20 protein-coding genes and 1 other annotated feature are annotated in these 18996 nt (G+C 36.9%); all 20 genes read left to right on the top strand.

From position 1 onward, the window contains the following. The first annotated feature begins 44 nt into the window (after positions 1–44). The 20 genes from murG (at position 45) to V7097_RS01630 (ending at position 18980) form a co-directional block, all read left to right on the top strand. Positions 45–1133 (top strand): undecaprenyldiphospho-muramoylpentapeptide beta-N-acetylglucosaminyltransferase, encoded by a 1089-nt coding sequence (gene murG / locus V7097_RS01725; protein ID WP_335701858.1) that lies wholly within the window; start codon positions 45–47, stop codon positions 1131–1133. An 82-nt stretch (positions 1134–1215) separates the two neighbouring features. Continuing rightward, a complete protein-coding gene (murB, locus tag V7097_RS01720; RefSeq protein ID WP_335701857.1) occupies positions 1216–2124 on the top strand; it encodes a UDP-N-acetylmuramate dehydrogenase in 909 nt (302 codons plus the stop codon). 205 nt (positions 2125–2329) lie between these two features. Further along, the gene (locus tag V7097_RS01715; protein ID WP_335701856.1) at positions 2330–3133 is read left to right on the top strand and encodes a cell division protein FtsQ/DivIB; all 804 of its coding nucleotides are present in this window, start codon (positions 2330–2332) and stop codon (positions 3131–3133) included. Further along, positions 3117–3824 carry a DUF881 domain-containing protein gene (locus tag V7097_RS01710; RefSeq protein ID WP_335701855.1) on the top strand — a complete coding sequence of 236 codons (708 nt, stop codon included), beginning with the start codon at positions 3117–3119 and terminating at the stop codon, positions 3822–3824. Before V7097_RS01715 ends, V7097_RS01710 begins: the two co-directional genes overlap by 17 nt. A 38-nt stretch (positions 3825–3862) precedes the next feature. After that, positions 3863–4573, top strand: coding sequence for a DUF881 domain-containing protein (locus tag V7097_RS01705; RefSeq protein ID WP_438824182.1), 711 nt, complete (start codon positions 3863–3865; stop codon positions 4571–4573). Positions 4574–4591: 18 nt separating this feature from the next. Beyond that, positions 4592–4954, top strand: coding sequence for a small basic family protein (locus tag V7097_RS01700; protein WP_010282644.1), 363 nt, complete (start codon positions 4592–4594; stop codon positions 4952–4954). A 124-nt stretch (positions 4955–5078) separates the two neighbouring features. Continuing rightward, positions 5079–6371 carry a cell division protein FtsA gene (gene ftsA, locus V7097_RS01695; protein ID WP_335701853.1) on the top strand — a complete coding sequence of 431 codons (1293 nt, stop codon included), beginning with the start codon at positions 5079–5081 and terminating at the stop codon, positions 6369–6371. Between the two features lie 46 nt (positions 6372–6417). Next, positions 6418–7575: a cell division protein FtsZ gene (ftsZ, locus tag V7097_RS01690; RefSeq protein ID WP_335701852.1), complete on the top strand. Its 1158-nt coding sequence runs from the start codon at positions 6418–6420 to the stop codon at positions 7573–7575. Positions 7576–7966: 391 nt separating this feature from the next. Next, positions 7967–8893 carry a sigma-E processing peptidase SpoIIGA gene (gene spoIIGA / locus V7097_RS01685; protein ID WP_335701851.1) on the top strand — a complete coding sequence of 309 codons (927 nt, stop codon included), beginning with the start codon at positions 7967–7969 and terminating at the stop codon, positions 8891–8893. Positions 8894–8969: 76 nt separating this feature from the next. Further along, a complete protein-coding gene (gene sigE, locus V7097_RS01680) occupies positions 8970–9689 on the top strand; it encodes an RNA polymerase sporulation sigma factor SigE (protein ID WP_057996837.1) in 720 nt (239 codons plus the stop codon). 143 nt (positions 9690–9832) lie between these two features. Further along, entirely contained in the window at positions 9833–10615 is a 783-nt protein-coding gene (sigG, locus tag V7097_RS01675; protein ID WP_335701850.1) for an RNA polymerase sporulation sigma factor SigG, read from the top strand. 178 nt (positions 10616–10793) lie between these two features. After that, positions 10794–11039 carry a YlmC/YmxH family sporulation protein gene (locus V7097_RS01670; RefSeq protein WP_335701849.1) on the top strand — a complete coding sequence of 82 codons (246 nt, stop codon included), beginning with the start codon at positions 10794–10796 and terminating at the stop codon, positions 11037–11039. A gap of 155 nt (positions 11040–11194) precedes the next feature. Beyond that, positions 11195–12016, top strand: a complete 822-nt coding sequence (gene pgeF / locus V7097_RS01665) for a peptidoglycan editing factor PgeF (protein WP_335701848.1) — start codon at positions 11195–11197, stop codon at positions 12014–12016. A 7-nt stretch (positions 12017–12023) separates the two neighbouring features. Next, entirely contained in the window at positions 12024–12701 is a 678-nt protein-coding gene (locus V7097_RS01660) for a YggS family pyridoxal phosphate-dependent enzyme (protein ID WP_335701847.1), read from the top strand. Between the two features lie 264 nt (positions 12702–12965). Further along, positions 12966–13400 carry a cell division protein SepF gene (locus tag V7097_RS01655; RefSeq protein ID WP_335701846.1) on the top strand — a complete coding sequence of 145 codons (435 nt, stop codon included), beginning with the start codon at positions 12966–12968 and terminating at the stop codon, positions 13398–13400. A gap of 6 nt (positions 13401–13406) precedes the next feature. Next, a complete protein-coding gene (locus V7097_RS01650) occupies positions 13407–13667 on the top strand; it encodes a YggT family protein (protein WP_335701845.1) in 261 nt (86 codons plus the stop codon). A 58-nt stretch (positions 13668–13725) separates the two neighbouring features. Then, positions 13726–14499: an RNA-binding protein gene (locus V7097_RS01645; RefSeq protein ID WP_335701844.1), complete on the top strand. Its 774-nt coding sequence runs from the start codon at positions 13726–13728 to the stop codon at positions 14497–14499. 103 nt (positions 14500–14602) lie between these two features. Beyond that, positions 14603–15103 (top strand): DivIVA domain-containing protein, encoded by a 501-nt coding sequence (locus V7097_RS01640; RefSeq protein ID WP_335701843.1) that lies wholly within the window; start codon positions 14603–14605, stop codon positions 15101–15103. A gap of 71 nt (positions 15104–15174) precedes the next feature. Then, positions 15175–15439: a binding site (T-box leader), on the top strand. Between the two features lie 107 nt (positions 15440–15546). Beyond that, positions 15547–18315: an isoleucine--tRNA ligase gene (ileS, locus tag V7097_RS01635; protein ID WP_335701842.1), complete on the top strand. Its 2769-nt coding sequence runs from the start codon at positions 15547–15549 to the stop codon at positions 18313–18315. A 290-nt stretch (positions 18316–18605) separates the two neighbouring features. Next, a complete protein-coding gene (locus V7097_RS01630) occupies positions 18606–18980 on the top strand; it encodes a TraR/DksA C4-type zinc finger protein (RefSeq protein WP_335701841.1) in 375 nt (124 codons plus the stop codon). The last annotated feature ends 16 nt before the right edge of the window (positions 18981–18996 follow it).

The following is an 18996-nucleotide window of genomic DNA, read 5'->3' as shown; positions in this document are numbered from 1 at the left end:
TTAATCTACTTTTAATTAATCTTCCAAATGGGAGGAAATGAGCCTTGAAGATTGTAGTAAGTGGTGGAGGTACAGGAGGTCATATTTATCCTGCTCTTGCCTTAATCAAAGAAATAAAAAAGTTAAACCCTTCTGCTGAGTTTCTTTATATCGGCACTGAAAAAGGGTTAGAAAGTGGTATTGTGACCCGTGAAGGGATTCCTTTTAAAACGATTCATATCACAGGGTTTAAACGTAAGCTTTCTTTTGAAAACATTAAAACAATCGCGCGTTTTCTAAGAGGAGTCAGTGATAGCAAGAAATTGATAAAAGATTTTAAACCAGATGTGGTTATTGGTACAGGCGGCTACGTTTGTGGACCAGTCGTATATGCAGCATCAAAATTACATATTCCAACAATTATTCATGAACAAAACAGTATTCCAGGACTCACCAATAAATTTTTAAGCCGCTATGTTGATAAAGTGGCAATTTGTTTTGAAGAAGCCGCTCAGTTTTTTCCAAAGGAAAAGGTCATTTTAACAGGGAACCCACGGGCTTCAGAAGTTATTGGTAAAGATGGCCGAGTGGGTAGAGAATCTGTTGGTCTTAACAGCTCCCAAAAGTCCGTTTTATTAGTAGGAGGAAGTAGAGGAGCGAAACCGCTAAATGATGCTTTTTTAAATGCCTTATCTGATGTGAAGGAAAAGGATTATCAATTCCTATATGTAACAGGTGAGGTTCATTATGAAAATGTACTTAATCAGGTAAAGGCAGTTGGAAATCCTAATAATGTCATTATTAAGCCATTTATTCACAATATGCCAGAAGTGCTATCTGGTGTAGATCTTGTAGTTGCTCGTGCAGGTGCGACGACATTAGCTGAGTTAACTGCTCTAGGACTGCCAAGTATTTTGGTGCCAAGCCCATATGTAACAAATAATCACCAAGAGAAAAATGCAAGGTCCTTAAGTGAAAAAGGGGCTGCGATTCTACGCCTTGAAAAGGATTTAACAAGCCCTCAGCTTATTAAGGACATTGATTCGGTCCTTTTAAATCAAATAAAACTTGAGGAAATGAAAAAAGCATCCTCTCAAATAGGTATACCAGATGCCGCAAGACGGCTATACAAAGTAATGAATGATCTAATCTAGGCAAATGTACCATGAAGCGAACATGGAGCATATACTACAGTAATATTTGTTCCAAGTGTAAATGCTGATAAAGGAGGTTAATATGGACAATATAGTTAAGGAACTTCAAGAAGCAAGTGTTGGCAAGGTTTTAGTGAATGAACCTTTATCAAAGCATACAACCATTAAGATTGGTGGTCCGGCTGATATATTTATCGAACCAAATGGTATCGAATCATTAAAAAAGACGCTTGAGATTATTAAAAATCATGGCATAAAATGGCGAGCAATCGGTAGAGGGTCAAATCTCCTCGTATCTGATAAAGGAATTGAAGGAGCTGTCATTAAACTAGGAAATGGTCTTAACCATATGGAACTTGATGGTACTACACTTACTGTCGGAGCCGGTTTTTCAATTGTAAGTCTAGCAGTACAAATTGCAAGAAAAGGATTATCAGGCCTTGAATTTTCAAGTGGGATACCTGGTTCCATCGGTGGCGCTGTCTATATGAATGCAGGGGCACACGGGTCTGATGTATCAAAAGTATTAACGAAAGCTCATATATTATTTGATGATGGTAGCCTTGAATGGCTATCAAATGAGGAGATGGAATATTCCTACCGCACCTCAATTCTTCAAAAAAAGAGACCTGGAATTGTGGTGGAAGCAACATTTCAATTAACAGAAGGCGATAAGGAAGATATTTCTGCAGTTATGAAGAAAAATAAAGAATATCGAAGAGATACCCAACCATGGGATCTTCCATGTGCCGGTAGCATTTTCCGTAATCCACTTCCAAATTATGCGGGACAATTAGTTGAAAAATCAGGCCTAAAAGGGTATTCCATTGGCGGAGCAAAAATTTCTGAAATGCATGGGAATTTTATTGTCAATGCAGAAAATGCAAAAGCCCAGGATGTTCTTGATTTAATAGAATTTGTAAAAGAGAAAATTTTTTCTTTACATGGTGTACGAATGGAAACGGAAGTTGAAATAATTGGTCGAAAGTAGACAGTTTCTACACCCATTTCTTAGGAAAATATGATATAATACAATAACATGTATGTGTTACTGTATCGACTAATAAACGGCATGTATACATGCCGTTTATTCTTTCGTTTTATAGCATTTTTGATAATCGTAAATCTTAGCTAAAAATTGATAAACATACATAAGATTGTATTTCTAGGGCTTTCCTAGAGTGGGGTGAATGTATTTGGCAAAGCAAAAGGTTGTTACAATAGAAGATCGAATTCCAAAGCTAAAGCAACGGAGAAAACAAAAGGCTAATCGACGGCTGATTATGTATATTACGTTTTTCTTTTTTTTGCTATCCGGAATTCTTTATTTCCAATCTCCTTTCAGTAAAATTGGCGAAATCTCCATTACTGGCAACCAAAATATTTCATCCAATCAGATACTAAGTTTAAGCAAATTAAAAGTTGGGACAAGCTTTTGGAAGGTCGATAAGGATATAGTTATCGAAAATATTAAAAAACACCCTGAAATCAAGGAAGTCAGGATTGAAAAAAGACTTCCCAATCATATCATGCTAAATGTTAGCGAATTGAATAGGGTAGGATATATAAGTGGGTCTAATATTTTTTATCCAATTCTTGAAAATGGTGAAATTATTGAAAAACCACAGGAGTTTGGTTCAAAAGCGATTCCAGTTGACGCACCGATCATAGTTGATTGGGAGGACGAGGCCTTAAAGCTACTTGCAAAGGAACTTAAAAAAGTCCAACCGTCGATCGCTAAGCTCATTTCCGAAATTCATCATACACCTACAGAGTATGATCCTCTTCAGATGACTCTGTATATGATTGATGGGTATGAAGTAAAAGCGACGGTAAGAAATTTCGCGAAAAATATTACGGCCTATCCAACGATCATAAGTGAATTGGATCCGTCTCTTAATGGATATATTGAACTAGATGTTGTTCCAACATTTATCCCATACGAATACGAGAACACCAATGAAGATGAGGAGATGGTAACTGGTGAAGGTGAAGGGTAGACACGTCATTCTCTCATTTGTTTGCTTAGTCCTGGGCTTTATGATTTCATTCTCGTACCAATTTACAAAGGAACAATTGGAATCAAATCGAGTTACTGAACAACAATGGAATGAAGAAACTAAAATTCGAACAGAGTTGAATGAACAAAACGAGAAAAACAATGAACTACAACTAAATTTGATTGAAAAACAAAATCAAATTCAAGCAATTGAAGAAGAGCTTGCAAAAGAAGAACAAGAACAGATTTATTTCAATCTTGTCGAGGAAGTAGAAAAGTACCGTATGGTTGTAGGTGAGATTGGTGTAAAAGGTCCAGGAGTTACAGTTACACTTGAAGATTCCTCTTACGTACCGTCAGGACAAGATGTGAATAATTATCTAGTTCATGAAAGCCATTTATTTAAGGTTATAAATGAACTTTATGTATCTGGAGCCCAAGCCGTTTCTGTTAATGGTAAAAGACTTCAGTCTAATTCTTATATTTACTGCAATGGACCTGTTGTTGTCGTCGACGGTAACCCTTTTCCAGCTCCATTTGTGATTTCGGCAATCGGTGATCCAAATGTACTGGTGCCTGCTTTAAATATGAATGGTGGAATCACTGACCAATTGATACAGGATAATATTGTGGTGAAAATTGAAAACAAGGGACAAATTCAAATGGGCCCATTAATTAATGCGAAAAATTAAGATATATTTGGTTTACTTTAGAAGGCTAGGTGGTTTTATTGGACAAAAAAACAGTAATTAGCTTCACGGTCATTACGTCTATAATAGGGTTAATGGTTGCTGTCCAATTTCAAACCATTAAAGAACCTGAAGTACGGGATACCCGGGATTTATGGGAATTGCGCGAGGATTTAAAGCAATCCCAAGAATTATATACGGATCTTTTAACTAAAATTTATACATATGAGGCGAAGCTAGAACAATATGATAGTCAGCGTGATGATAGTAAAATAATGATCCTTAAAGATACCCTTGATGAATTAAAGAAAGAAGTTGGGCTTACTCAAGTATCTGGCACTGGTATTACGATTACAATTGAGCAATCGTTCAATGAAGCTGGCAAACAAGCCACAACCATAACTCCTAGTTTGTTGAGATGGTTAGTAAATGAATTAAATTCCTATCAGGCAAAGGCAATTTCAATTGATGGTCACCGAGTAATTACAACCACTGTGATTCGGGAAATTCAAGGAAGACCGAAAATTGATTCGTATTCCATTAGTCCATTGCCAATTGAAATCAAAGTCATTGCTGATGATGCAGAAAGACTATACAATAAGCTAAAAGCATCGGAAGCGGAGCGTCAATTTTTCATTGACAATTTACGTTTAAAAATCTCAAAACCAAGCAAAGTCGTAACGATACCTGCTTATGACGACTCAATAAGGATTACAGAAATGCAACCTAATATGGAACCAGATAAAAAGTGATAAAGGTGGAACATAGTCATGTGGCTCCCAATTTTCGGTCTAATAGTCGGAATCATCCTCGGACTGTTATCGGAATTTAAAATTCCAGCAGAGTATTCAAATTATTTATCAATTGCGGTTTTAGCAGCACTTGATACATTATTCGGTGGTATTCGTGCACACCTACAAAATATTTATGATCAGTCCGTCTTTGTTTCTGGTTTCTTTTTTAATATTTTATTGGCAGCAAGTTTAGCTTTTCTAGGCGTACATCTTGGTGTAGACTTGTACTTGGTAGCCGTTTTTGCATTCGGAGTGAGGCTTTTCCAAAATATTGCGGTTATCAGACGAATAATTTTATCCAAATGGAGCCTTTCTCGTGATAAAATAGAAAAAAATTGATTTTTATAAAGGGAAAACCCCTATGGTTGTTGAATATTTTTCATATACAAAAATTTATATGAAAAAGCTTTTGTTATTCGAAATAATATTTAAATGTGTTATGTGAAAAAGGAGGTGCCACAGAATGAACAGCAATGAAATATGTGTTAGTCTTGACATCGGTACATCCAATGTTAAGGTTATCATCGGTGAAATGGTTGATGATTCTCTTAATATAATAGGTGTGGGTAATGTTAAATCAGAAGGTTTGAAAAAAGGTTCAATTGTAGACATAGATGAAACCGTTCATTCTATTAAAAAGGCAGTTGAACAAGCAGAAAGAATGGTGGGCATTTCTATTAATCAAGTAGTTGTATCTGTTCCAGCGATTAATGTACAGTTACAGGATGCCCACGGTGTTGTGGCAGTTTCTACTGAGTCTCGTCAAAACCGTGAAATTAGCAATGAAGATGTCTTACGTGTAATTGACGCCGCACAATTTATTTCTCTTCCACCTGAAAGAGAAATTATCGATATGATTCCAAATCAATTTATTGTGGATGGATATGATGAAATTAGTGATCCACGTGGTATGCTAGGTGTTAGACTTGAAGTGGAAGGCACTATTATAACAACTTCACGCACAATCTTACATAACCTCCTTCGTTGTGTAGAAAAAGCAGGCCTTGATATCACAGCAATTTCTTTACAGCCACTTGCGTCGGGTTCGATCTCATTATCAGATGACGAGAAAAACCTAGGAGTTGCTCTCGTTGATATTGGAGGAGGCTCTACTACGATTGCTCTTTTCGATAATGGTTACTTAAAAGCAACAAGTGTCTTACCTGTTGGTGGTGACCATATTACAAAGGATTTAGCAATTGGTCTGCGCACATCTACTGAAGATGCAGAGAAAATTAAAATTAAACATGGACATGCCTTCTACGATGATGCTTCTAATGAAGAAGTATTTAATGTTCCAATTATTGGCAGTGATCAACAAGAACAATTTACCCAATTAGAAATTTCTGAAATCATCGAGGCAAGATTAGAAGAAATTTTACTATTAGTTCAAAAAGAAATTAAAAAAATGGGTGTAGGAGATCTTCCTGGTGGCTTTGTTCTTACAGGTGGAGTTGTAAATATGCCTGGAGTATTAGAGCTATCTCAACTTGTATTACGAAGTAATGTTAGAATTGCAAAGCCTGACTATATTGGCGTCAGAGAACCTCAATATGCAACAGGTGTTGGTCTATTGCAATTCGCATATGAACAAGCAAGAGTTCAAGGAAGAAAAATTAGCACGACGGTCCAGGTGGAAAGTCATGAAAAAAGACCAACTAGACAGCCTCAAGCGAAAAGTCATCCTAAAAACTCAAAAGAAGAACAAAATATTGGGAAAAAGGTAAAGAGGTTTTTTGGTCTCTTCTTTGAATAACACAGTTTACAAGAGAAGTATATTTGCGAATTAGGAGGATCTTATAATGTTAGAGTTTGATACAAATGTTGATCAATTAGCTACTATAAAGGTAATAGGTGTAGGTGGCGGTGGAAATAACGCGGTTAACCGAATGATTGAGCACGGTGTTCAAGGTGTTGAGTTTATCGCGGTTAATACTGACGCTCAAGCTTTAAATCTTTCAAAAGCTGAAGTGAAAATGCAAATCGGTGGGAAATTAACCCGTGGTTTAGGTGCTGGAGCAAATCCAGAAGTAGGTAAAAAAGCTGCAGAAGAAAGTAGAGAACAAATCGAAGAAGCTCTTAAAGGAGCAGATATGGTATTCGTAACTGCTGGTATGGGTGGTGGAACAGGTACAGGTGCTGCCCCTGTGATTGCACAAATTTCAAAGGATTTAGGTGCTCTAACAGTAGGTGTAGTTACAAGACCATTCACATTCGAGGGTAGAAAGCGTCAAACACAAGCTGCTGGCGGTATAGCTGCAATGAAAGAATCAGTAGACACTTTGATCGTCATTCCAAATGATCGTCTACTTGAAATTGTGGACAAAAATACACCAATGCTTGAAGCATTCCGTGAAGCCGATAATGTATTACGTCAAGGTGTACAAGGTATTTCTGACTTAATCGCTGTTCCTGGATTAATCAATCTTGATTTTGCTGACGTAAAAACAATTATGTCTAATAAAGGTTCTGCACTTATGGGTATCGGTGTTGCAACTGGTGAAAATCGTGCTGCAGAAGCTGCTAAAAAGGCTATTTCAAGTCCATTGCTTGAAACTTCAATTGATGGTGCACAAGGTGTCCTTATGAACATCACAGGTGGAACAAACCTTAGTCTTTATGAAGTTCAAGAAGCTGCCGATATTGTTGCAACAGCATCAGACCAAGAAGTTAACATGATTTTTGGATCTGTTATCAATGAAAACTTGAAAGAAGAAATTGTTGTAACAGTCATTGCTACAGGCTTTCAGGAGGCAGTGGTTGAACCAACAGCACGTCCATCACGTCCTTCATATGGTGCTAAACCACAGCCACAACAACAACCACAGGTACAGGTAGCACCAAGAAGAGAAGTGAAGCGTGAGGAGCCAGTACAGGAAGTAAATACACGTGGGGCAGTTCATGTTGAAGATGAAATCGATGTCCCAACATTCTTACGTAACCGTAAAAGAAGAGGGTAAATAGAAAAGCGTAAGGCGCCCGCATATCGGCGGCAAGCATAAGAACAGCGCTGACAGAAGGCGCCAGTTTGCCTTCAGAAGCGATGGGTTAGACCATAGAGCCGATGGCGCCTGGAGCTAGACATAAAAAACCTCCAACATATAGTAAAGGCATTTGACAACCGAATTGTCGAATGCCTTTTTTCTTTTTATCCCCCATTTTATTCCATTGCTTCTTTATTCTAAACAAACTGACAAAATAAGAACTAATCTTTCAAAATTTCTCTTTTATTATCGGCATGAAGTGACAGACTTCCATATTAGATGTACTATATACTATCTTTTAAGCTAACTAGTTTACGTTAATTACGATTGAAAAAAAGGAGTGACTATTGGTGAAAGGAGAAATAGGTTGTCCATTTATTTAGATGTAATCTGGTTATTAAACTTCTTCTTTGATGGCTTATTGTTACTTTTAACTTCACTGATTTTAAAACGTAAGATTATTAAATGGCGAATCTTACTTGGTGCTTTTATTGGTTCTTTAGTAGTCCTGATCGTGGTTTCTCCTTTTGCAGCAATTGGGTCACACCCTTTTACAAAACTACTCTTTTCAATCGTAATTGTAGGAGTTGCTTTTGGTTATAAACGATTTCGATATTTTATACAGGGGCTATTAACCTTTTATTTTGCTACTTTCATGATTGGAGGTGGAATGATAGGGGTCCATTATTTCTTAGAATTTGATGTTCAAGTTTTTGATGGCACAATCCTTACGCAATCTAGAGGTTATGGTAATCCAATTAGTTGGGGATTTGTATTAATCGGTTTTCCTCTCTTATGGTATTTTTCTAAAAATAGAATAGCGGACATCGAAACAAAACAAGTTTTCTATGACCAGATTGTTGATGTGAAGCTTGAAATAGATGATGTCACTTTACAATTAAAAGGTTTGGTTGACAGTGGAAATCAATTATTTGATCCGATTACAAAAAGCCCGGTTATGATTTTAGACACAACGAAATATGAAGAGCTATTTCCTCGAACATTAATCGAGCAATCCAAGAATATCGAGTTATTAACGAATGACACATCAACAGAGTCTCATAAATGGGAAAGCCGTGTAAGACTTATTCCGTATCGGGGGGTTGGACAAGAGCATCAATTTCTACTTGCAGTTAAGCCAGACCAAATTACGATCTATCAAGGAAATGAAGAAAATATCGTGAAAAAAGGCCTTGTTGCCTTCAACCATACAATATTGTCTACAGATGGGGAATATGATTGCATCGTCCATCCGAAAATGCTTATTTCATCCTCCATCAAGACAGCCTCTTAATGGGAGAAATGAACGATACACATTCCTATAAATATCATACTCACACATTTTACAAATTAGAAGGGAGAACTTACCTGTGGCAAAATTAAAATTAAAACTTACATATTGGTGGTATAAGCTTTTAATAAAATTAGGCTTAAAAACGGATGAGATCTATTATATTGGTGGAAGTGAGGCATTACCACCACCACTGTCAAAGGATGAGGAAGAGGTCCTATTAAACAAGCTTCCTAGCGGTGACAAGGCTGCCAGGTCAATCTTGATTGAAAGAAACTTAAGACTTGTAGTGTATATCGCGAGAAAATTTGAAAATACTGGGATTAATATTGAGGATTTAATAAGTATTGGAACAATCGGCTTGATTAAAGCAGTGAATACATTTAATCCTGAAAAGAAAATTAAACTCGCCACTTATGCTTCTAGATGTATAGAAAATGAGATTTTAATGTATTTACGCCGTAATAATAAAATTAGGTCTGAGGTGTCCTTCGATGAGCCATTAAATATTGATTGGGATGGCAATGAATTATTACTCTCTGATGTTCTAGGAACAGAGGAAGACATTATTACAAAGGATTTAGAAGCAAACGTCGACCGTAAATTATTAGTAAAAGCTCTTCATCAGCTTAATGACCGTGAAAAACAAATTATGGAACTTCGCTTCGGATTAATTGGTGGCGAGGAAAAGACACAAAAAGATGTTGCAGACATGCTTGGAATTTCACAGTCCTATATTTCAAGGCTGGAAAAACGAATCATAAAACGACTTCGTAAAGAATTTAATAAAATGGTGTAAATTAAAATTTTTTTCTTGATAGCTGTTGATTTTTTTGTTTTTTTTCACCTTCTTTGGAAATAGTTGTGAATTCAAAATGCATATTTTTCCCTCTAACGGAGATACTTAACTTTGTACAGCAACTCCTGTTAGGAGGGAAAGAATTGACTCGAAATAAAGTAGAAATTTGTGGTGTTGATACTTCAAAGCTTCCAGTATTAAAAAACGAAGAGATGCGGCAATTATTTAGACAAATGCAAAGTGGTGACGATTTGTCAGCCCGCGATAAGCTCGTAAATGGAAATTTACGACTTGTTCTCAGTGTAATTCAACGTTTCAACAACAGAGGAGAATTTGTGGATGATTTATTTCAGGTCGGTTGTATCGGCCTAATGAAATCGATCGACAATTTTGATCTCGGTCAAAACGTAAAATTCTCCACCTATGCGGTTCCAATGATCATCGGTGAAATTCGGCGCTATTTACGAGACAACAATCCTATCAGGGTGTCGCGCTCACTGCGGGACATTGCCTATAAGGCATTGCAAGTAAGAGAGCGTTTAATGAGTGAAACATCGAGGGAACCAACAGCAGAGGAGATCGCTAAGGTGCTTGAAGTGCCACATGAAGAAATCGTCTTTGCACTTGATGCGATTCAAGACCCTGTATCATTATTTGAACCTATTTATAATGATGGCGGAGATCCTATTTATGTGGTGGACCAACTAAGTGATGAGCGGAATCGCGATTCTAATTGGATTGAAGAGATTGCCTTAAAAGAAGGAATGAGACGATTAAATGATCGTGAGAAATTAATCCTTCGCAAACGATTTTTTCAAGGAAAAACGCAAATGGAAGTTGCTGAAGAAATCGGAATCTCTCAAGCTCAAGTTTCACGTCTTGAAAAAGCAGCAATTAAACAAATGAATAAGAATATCCACAATTAATGGGAGTGAACCCATTTTGTGGACAAGTTATAGCATGAATAAGGTGAAATAACTAGACATTCGTATCATTCGAATGTCTTTTTTTCGTCAACGATCGAGTTGTATTCCAACCCGTCTATTTTTGTCTCATAAAAGACGGTGAGCCAGTCATATAGTTTACTATAAGGAGGCGGAGAATATGGTGAAAATTTCTGATTTTCAGGCAAAGGATGTAGTAAGTGTTGTCGACGGAAAAAGACTTGGCAATATTGGTGATATCGATATTAACCTAACAACAGGTAAAATCGAATCCATTGTTATTGGCGGGTATGGAAAAGTATTAGGTTTATTTGGGCGCGATGAAGAGGTTGTTATTCCATGGAAGAATATTATAAAAGTCGGTAAGGATGTCATTTTAGTAAGATCACATAATAATATAGAATAAGCACGGCTAAATTTTGACATTTTTCCTAACATATTCTCCTTTCTTTTGCCAAGATGTGATAAAATAGGCAGGAGAAGGGTTCATTTTTCAAAAAAATAAAATACTGTCAACCCGTTTCGTAATCTGGGTTGAACATGCGAATAAAGGATGTTGTTATGAAGCTTGAACCATTTATTCAGGAATCAGAACAGGTTTTAGAGGTCCGGACCCTAAGAAAGTTTTCAGAAAAACTGGTTGTTGGGTTTACGACTAAAAATGGTGGAGAAAGTAAAGCGGAATATGAATCCCTCAATCTAGGGCTGCATGTTAATGATGAGAAAACTTTAGTTATCTCCAATCGTAAGAAACTTGCAGACAATCTTCATTTTCCGCTTGAAACCTGGGTATGCTCTGAACAAACACATAAAAATAAAATTGCTAAGGTCACAAAAAATGATCTTGGTGTAGGCACTTTTACATACGAAGATAGCATCAAGGATACTGATGGATTATATACGGCTGAGAAGAATATTCTGTTAACCCTGTGCTTTGCGGACTGTGTTCCACTTTATTTTTTTACACCTTCGAAACAAATCATTGGGATTGCGCATGCGGGATGGAAGGGAACTGTTCAGGATATTGCTGGTGAAATGGTTAGAGCTTGGGGAGCTGAAGATGTCAGGCCAGATGAAATCCAAGCTCTCATCGGACCATCAATTGGTAAATGCTGCTACATTGTTGATGATTACGTTATGAATTTCGTAAAAGGTTTGGACCATGTCGATTCAAAACCATACGATAAAATAGGTCATAACCAGTATCGGCTAGATTTAAAAGAGCTGAACTACCAGCTAATGGTTAGAGCAGGAATTCCTCCTGAAAATATTCAAGTTTCCTCGTATTGTACATCTTGTGAGAATCAGCTCTTCTTTTCGCATCGAAGGGATGCCGGGAAGACGGGAAGAATGATGAGTTTTATTGGCTTTAAGGAGGACTAATTTTTAAATGAGCATAAAAGAAAATCTTTTAAACATACATGAAAACATTGAACTAGCATGTAAACGTTCAAACCGTTCTGCAGACGCTGTTTCAATAATTGCAGTTACGAAATATGTAAGTGTTGAAACTGCGAAAGAAGCAATTGAAGTAGGTATTCAGCATATTGGAGAAAATCGTGATGACGGTCTGTTAAAGAAACGAGAGGAGATTGGAGACGAGCCGACCTGGCATTTTATCGGTTCGCTTCAAACAAGAAAGGTAAAAAACATCATCGATAAGGTGGATTACATTCATTCACTTGATCGAATTACCTTAGCAGAGGAAATACATAAGCGGGCTAGCAGAAAAATAAAATGTTTTGTACAAGTTAATGTGTCTGGAGAGGAGTCCAAACATGGAATGATACCGGAACAAATTGAGCCTTTCATAAATGAATTGGAAAAATTCCCTTCTATTGAAGTTGTCGGATTAATGACAATGGCTCCATTAACTGAAGACAAAAACAAGATTCGTGAATGCTTCCAAAGTCTTCGAAAGCTAAGAGATAATGTACAAGCTCTAGGTTTCCCAGATGCACCATGTACAGAACTATCTATGGGTATGTCGAATGATTACGAAATTGCAATTGAAGAAGGAGCTACCTTCATACGAATAGGTACTTCATTAGTTGGTAAGGAATTTTAACTTTATTCAGCACAAGTCACTGCTTTTAAAAGGGATAAATGTGATAAAAAGTATTTAAGTCAGTTGGAATTTTATAAGAGACTGAATAAAGTTAAAGCCTCCGGCGGATGCCTCAGATATTTCAAAGGAAGTTTTTCGAGTTTATGATCAAAGACTAAGAACGCCACATCCTGTGGCAACGTCTTTGTGACCCACAACGTGTGGGCCAAAATAATCTGGGCGCAAATACGCCAAGGCGCATTTGATAATAGAGAGGTGTTATAAATGAGCATTAAGACAAAATTTAAAAGTTTTTTTGCACTAGAAGATGAATATGATTATGATGAGGAAGAATATGACGAAGAGGAAATTGAGCCTACAAAGCCTACAAGAGCTGCTACAAAGCAAAATGTGGTAAGTTTGCAAAGTGTTCAAAAGTCTTCAAAGGTTATTTTATTCGAACCTCGTGTGTATGCAGAGGCACAGGAAATTGCTGATCATTTGAAAAATAGACGAGCGGTGGTTGTTAACTTACAGAGAGTTCAACATGATCAAGCTAAACGAATCGTTGACTTTTTAAGTGGTACTGTTTATGCAATAGGTGGGGATATTCAACGCATAGGTTCAAATATTTTCTTATGTACTCCTGACAATATTGATGTTTCAGGAAATATCTCTGAGATTGTTTCCAACGAAGAATACGCTGAAAAGGGGTGGTAGTCGAAAATGGGTATTATTTTCGGTATCTTAAGTCAAGTGATCGTACTTTATTCGTATGCGCTTATCATTTATATTTTAATGTCGTGGTTTCCAAATGCACGGGAATCAGGAATTGGTCAATTTTTAGCAAGAATTTGTGAACCCTATCTAGAGCCTTTCCGCAAATTTATTCCACCACTAGGGATGATTGATATTTCTCCAATCGTCGCAATTCTAGTTCTTAATTTCGCTAGTAGAGGAATTCATGCACTACAAACCATGTTCTAAGGAAAAGGACCATCATTTCTAGGTCCCTTTCTTTATTTCAACCCGAGGTATTAAACATATGAATTTATATCAACATTTTAGAAAAGAAGAGCATGCGTTCATTGATCAAGTTTTGGAATGGAAGCAGACTGTAGAGAACCAGTATAGTCCTAAGCTAACCGATTTTCTTGATCCACGTGAACAAGAAATCGTAAAACAAGTGATTGGAACAAATGGGGAAATCCTTGTTGATTTTTTTGGTGGGAAAGAAGGGCTTGAACGAAAGCGTGCATTATTGTATCCAACCTATTTTGAACCAAATGAAACAGATTATAATCTTTCCTTTTTTGAAGTGAAGTACCCAGTTAAATTTGTTACGGTAGACCATCGCAAAGTACTAGGTTCATTGATGTCACTCGGACTTAAACGTTCCAAATTTGGCGATATTCTAACTCAGGATGAGCGTATTCAAATTGTAGTTGCAAATGAGATTGCAGATTACGTTCGGATGAATTTTACGGCTGTTGGAAAAGCAACCATTTCACTATCCGAAATAGCTACTATTGATTTACTTGAGGGAAATGAAGAATGGACAGAGCAAACAGTCACTGTTTCTTCCTTACGATTGGATGTGGTTCTGTCTACCGTTTTAAATTTATCCAGACAAAAAGTACAAGTCTTAATTGAGAATGGGCTTGTAAAAGTGAATTGGAAAAAAATCGAGCAATCTTCATTTGAATGTAAGGAAGCGGATATGCTTTCTGTTCGTGGGTTCGGAAGAAGTAAACTCAATTCAATTGAAGGAAAAACGAAAAAGGAAAAATGGAGAATTGTTGTAGGAAGACAAAAATAATTGAAAAGAATGCAGGATATCCTTCTTTTTTGTCGAAATGTAAAGTATCATACATATAGGTAATGATTTCTAATTTATCTATTAATTATTGGAGGTGGCATTCGTGCCTTTAACGCCATTAGATATTCATAATAAGGAATTTAATAAAGGTTTTCGTGGCTATGATGAAGATGAAGTAAATGAATTTCTCGATCAAGTCATTAAAGATTATGAAATGGTTATTCGTGAGAAAAAAGAACTTGAATCAAAGCTTTCCGAGCTAAATGAAAAACTAGGACATTTTACAAATATTGAAGAAACATTAAATAAATCGATATTAATTGCTCAAGAAACAGCTGAAGATGTGAAACGCAACGCTTCAAAAGAAGCAAAGCTGATTATTAAAGAAGCTGAGAAAAATGCGGATCGTATTATTAATGAATCCCTATCTAAATCTAGAAAGATATCAATTGAAATCGAAGAATTGAAGAAACAGTCAAAAGTATTCAGAAATAGATTTAAAATGTTAATTGAAGCACAGCTAGATATGCTTAATAATGATGACTGGGATCATCTTATGGAGTATAATGTTGAGCCAGTTTTTGCGGAATCAGAAGAAAACTAATTTCAACACTTGACTCTTTTGTTTAATACGAATATAATTTTAAAACAACTAATTTAACTAAAAATTATATACTAGCAGCTAAGAAGGGGACAGTAGTTCTTATAACTCTTATCAATTTTGAAAGCGAGTCAGGGATGGTGGAAGCCTGATATAAGAAGTAAGAATGAAGATCACCCTGGAGTTCGGTGCTGAACACATAAAAATGGTACAAGAGGTTCCTTTTGATCATTTCTAAGTAAGCATTTCGCGAATCATTCACGTTACGAATGTCGAGTGGACGAATGAGATATATTCGTCTATAAGGGTGGTACCGCGAGAGACCTTCTCGTCCCTTTTTGGGATGAGAAGGTCTCTTTGTATTTTTTTGATTAAAGGTACCCGAAGATATCCATACTGTAACGAGCTGCAAATAAGTTGGAACTATTTATTAGGAGGAAATGGTAATGGAATACAAAGACACGTTATTAATGCCAAAAACAGATTTTCCAATGCGCGGAAATCTTCCAAACCGTGAACCACAGATTCAAGAACAATGGGAAAATATGAACATTTATCAAAAGGTTCAAGAACGCACAAAAGGGCGTCCATTATTCGTTCTACATGATGGACCTCCTTATGCGAATGGTGATATTCATATGGGGCATGCCTTAAATAAGATTATTAAGGACATGATCGTACGTTTTAAATCAATGAACGGCTATTGTGCACCATATGTGCCAGGTTGGGATACGCACGGACTGCCAATTGAAACAGCACTTACAAAGAATAAGAAGGTCAATCGTAAGGCAATGAGCGTTGCAGACTTCCGTAAGCTATGTGAAGAATATGCATACGAGCAGATCAATAACCAAAGAGAACAATTTAAACGTCTTGGGGTTCGTGGTGATTGGGAAAACCCATATATCACATTAAAACCAGAATATGAAGCACAGCAAATCAAAGTATTTGGAGAAATGGCGAAAAAAGGCTACATCTACAAAGGACTTAAGCCTGTTTATTGGTCTCCTTCAAGTGAGTCTGCTCTTGCTGAGGCTGAGATTGAATATCAAGATAAGCGTTCACCATCCATCTATGTAGCGTTCCCTATCAAGGACGGTAAAGGAGTGTTAGAAGGTGACGAAAAAATCATCATCTGGACAACAACTCCATGGACCATTCCAGCTAACCTTGGAATTAGCGTTCACCCAGATCTTGAATATAGTGTTGTAAGTGTTGATAACAGTAAATATGTTGTTGCTTCTGCATTATTAGAGGCAGTAACAAAAGAAATTGGTTGGGAAGATGTTTCCGTTGTAAAGACGTTTAAAGGCCGTGAATTAGAAAAGGTTGTAGCAACTCACCCAATCTATGGCCGTGACTCTCTTGTGATGCTTGGTGAACATGTAACAACTGATGCAGGTACTGGATGTGTTCATACAGCACCGGGACACGGGGAAGACGACTTTATCGTTGGCCAAAAATACGGTATCGGTGCTCTTTGTCCTGTTGATGAAAAAGGATATATGACTGATGAAGCGCCAGGGTTCGAGGGCCTATTTTATGATGAGGCTAATAAGGCAATCTCTGAAAAATTAAATGAAGTTGGAGCATTATTAAAGCTTTCCTTCATCACTCACTCCTATCCACATGACTGGCGTACAAAGAAACCAACAATCTTTAGAGCAACAGCCCAATGGTTTGCATCCATCAAGGATTTTAGAAACGAGCTAATGGAAGCTGTTAAAGAAACGAAATGGGTTCCAGCATGGGGTGAAACAAGGCTGTTTAACATGGTCCGCGACAGAGGAGATTGGTGTATTTCCCGTCAACGTGCATGGGGTGTTCCAATTCCAGTGTTTTATGGTGAAAATGGTGAACCAATCATCACAGATGAAACAATTAACCATGTATCTGAATTGTTTAGAGAATATGGTTCAAATGTCTGGTTTGAGCGTGAAGCAAAAGATTTATTGCCACAAGGATTCACACATGAATCAAGTCCAAACGGTATTTTTACAAAGGAAACAGATATTATGGATGTGTGGTTTGATTCAGGATCATCCCATCAAGCTGTCCTTTTAGAAAGAGATGACCTACAACGTCCAGCTGACCTTTATTTAGAGGGTTCAGACCAATATCGTGGCTGGTTTAACTCGTCATTATCAACTGCCGTAGCGGTAACAGGAAAAGCTCCATATAAAGGGGTATTAAGCCATGGTTTTGCCCTAGATGGTGAAGGTCGAAAGATGAGTAAGTCAATAGGAAACGTTGTTGTTCCTGCGAAGGTTATGAAACAGCTAGGTGCTGATATTTTACGTCTTTGGGTAGCCTCTGTTGACTATCAATCAGACGTTCGTGTTTCTGACGCAATCTTAAAACAGGTTGCAGAGGTTTACCGTAAAATCAGAAATACATTCCGATTCTTACTAGGTAACTTAAGTGACTTTAATCCAGAAACAGATGCAGTTCCAGTTAATGAATTGCGTGAAGTTGATCGTTATATGCTTGTTAAATTAAATAAACTAATTGATAAGGTAAAAACATCCTATGAAAATTATGAATTTGCGGGTGTTTATCACTCTGTTCATAATTTCTGTACAATCGAGTTAAGCTCATTCTATCTAGACTTTGCGAAGGATATTTTATATATCGAACCAGCTAATCAGCATGATCGCCGATCTATTCAAACGGTTTTACATGAGGCATTATTAAGTTTAACTAGGCTTGTAACACCAATTCTTCCTCATACTGCAGATGAGGTATGGTCTCATATCGATTCTGTTAAAGAAGAAAGTGTTCAATTGGTTGATATGCCTAATTCAGTTGAAATTCCAAATGCGGATCAATTAGAAGCAAAATGGGATTCATTCATGGAACTTCGCGACGATGTTCTTAAAGCTCTAGAAACAGCAAGAAATGAGAAAGTCATCGGAAAATCGTTAGCTGCTAGCATTACATTATATCCAAACAATGAAACAAAAGCTCTTTTAGATTCTGTAGAAGAAAACTTGAAGCAATTGTTCATTGTATCAGGATTTGAAATTGGCGGTTCTTATGAGGAAGCTCCAGCAAACGCACAGGCTTTTGACCAGGTTAAAATCGTTGTTGGCGTTGCGGAAGGTGAAACATGTGATCGTTGTTGGGTCGTTACACCAACTGTTGGTGAAGACCAAGATCACCCAACACTTTGCTCACGTTGTGCATCCGTTGTTAAAGAAAATTACGCAAACTAAATAAGAAAAAATGTCATGAATCTAAAGGTTCATGGCATTTTTTATGCAACTAGGTGATAACCTGAAATATTTTGTTAATATAACTGTAAACGAACAACATGCTTGCCAACCGTCAATTTTCTAAAAGAATAACGTATTATGTAATTAGAAACAGTCTAAAGGACGTCATTTTTATCTGAAAGGAAAAAGTTGTTGGCTTTAACCGAAACCTTTATCGGTAACACTATCCTTACTCACCTTTACAAATGTTCTTATGCATTTAATCAAAAGCATGATAAGGAGGCGTTCCAATGAACGATCAGTATGCAGAGATTAAAGCGGAGTTAGAATTAACGAAGAAGGAACTATTATCAAGGTTGATGCAGTCAACACAATATGAGGTTAGTCAAGAATTACTCTTACAGAACCAGCCATCTGAAAAAGAAAAAATTGTAATCAATCATATTAAAGAAGACCTATACGATGTCGAAAGAGCATTAAATAAAATGAACTCAGGAATGTTTGGAATCTGTGAGGAGACGGGTGCTGAAATTCCAATTGAGAAGCTGCGGATTCTTCCAACAGCTAGAACCATTTTTGAATTTTCCTTCACTGATTTATATGACAGAAGCGATTCTCTACCCCTTCAACGCGAAAACCATCTATATTTAGTCGAGCAGAAGTAGAGGTCCCCTGTTACTT

Source organism: Bacillus sp. JJ1562 (assembly GCF_036962705.1).
Lineage (GTDB): Bacteria > Bacillota > Bacilli > Bacillales > Bacillaceae_L > Ferdinandcohnia.
The sequence above is the reverse complement of the archived record's forward strand: the minus strand, read 5'-3'. Positions and strand labels throughout refer to the sequence as shown.

Excerpts from the sequence above, each read along its gene's own strand:
- V7097_RS01655 (WP_335701846.1), top strand. The coding sequence starts at position 12,966 with ATGAGCATTAAGACAAAATTTAAAAGTTTTTTTGCACTAGAAGATGAA.
- ileS (WP_335701842.1), top strand. The coding sequence starts at position 15,547 with ATGGAATACAAAGACACGTTATTAATGCCAAAAACAGATTTTCCAATG.
- V7097_RS01630 (WP_335701841.1), top strand. The coding sequence starts at position 18,606 with ATGAACGATCAGTATGCAGAGATTAAAGCGGAGTTAGAATTAACGAAG.
- V7097_RS01660 (WP_335701847.1), top strand. The coding sequence starts at position 12,024 with ATGAGCATAAAAGAAAATCTTTTAAACATACATGAAAACATTGAACTA.
- V7097_RS01645 (WP_335701844.1), top strand. The coding sequence starts at position 13,726 with ATGAATTTATATCAACATTTTAGAAAAGAAGAGCATGCGTTCATTGAT.
- V7097_RS01700 (WP_010282644.1), top strand. The coding sequence starts at position 4,592 with ATGTGGCTCCCAATTTTCGGTCTAATAGTCGGAATCATCCTCGGACTG.
- V7097_RS01650 (WP_335701845.1), top strand. The coding sequence starts at position 13,407 with ATGGGTATTATTTTCGGTATCTTAAGTCAAGTGATCGTACTTTATTCG.
- pgeF (WP_335701848.1), top strand. The coding sequence starts at position 11,195 with ATGAAGCTTGAACCATTTATTCAGGAATCAGAACAGGTTTTAGAGGTC.
- murB (WP_335701857.1), top strand. The coding sequence starts at position 1,216 with ATGGACAATATAGTTAAGGAACTTCAAGAAGCAAGTGTTGGCAAGGTT.
- ftsZ (WP_335701852.1), top strand. The coding sequence starts at position 6,418 with ATGTTAGAGTTTGATACAAATGTTGATCAATTAGCTACTATAAAGGTA.
- ftsA (WP_335701853.1), top strand. The coding sequence starts at position 5,079 with ATGAACAGCAATGAAATATGTGTTAGTCTTGACATCGGTACATCCAAT.
- V7097_RS01670 (WP_335701849.1), top strand. The coding sequence starts at position 10,794 with ATGGTGAAAATTTCTGATTTTCAGGCAAAGGATGTAGTAAGTGTTGTC.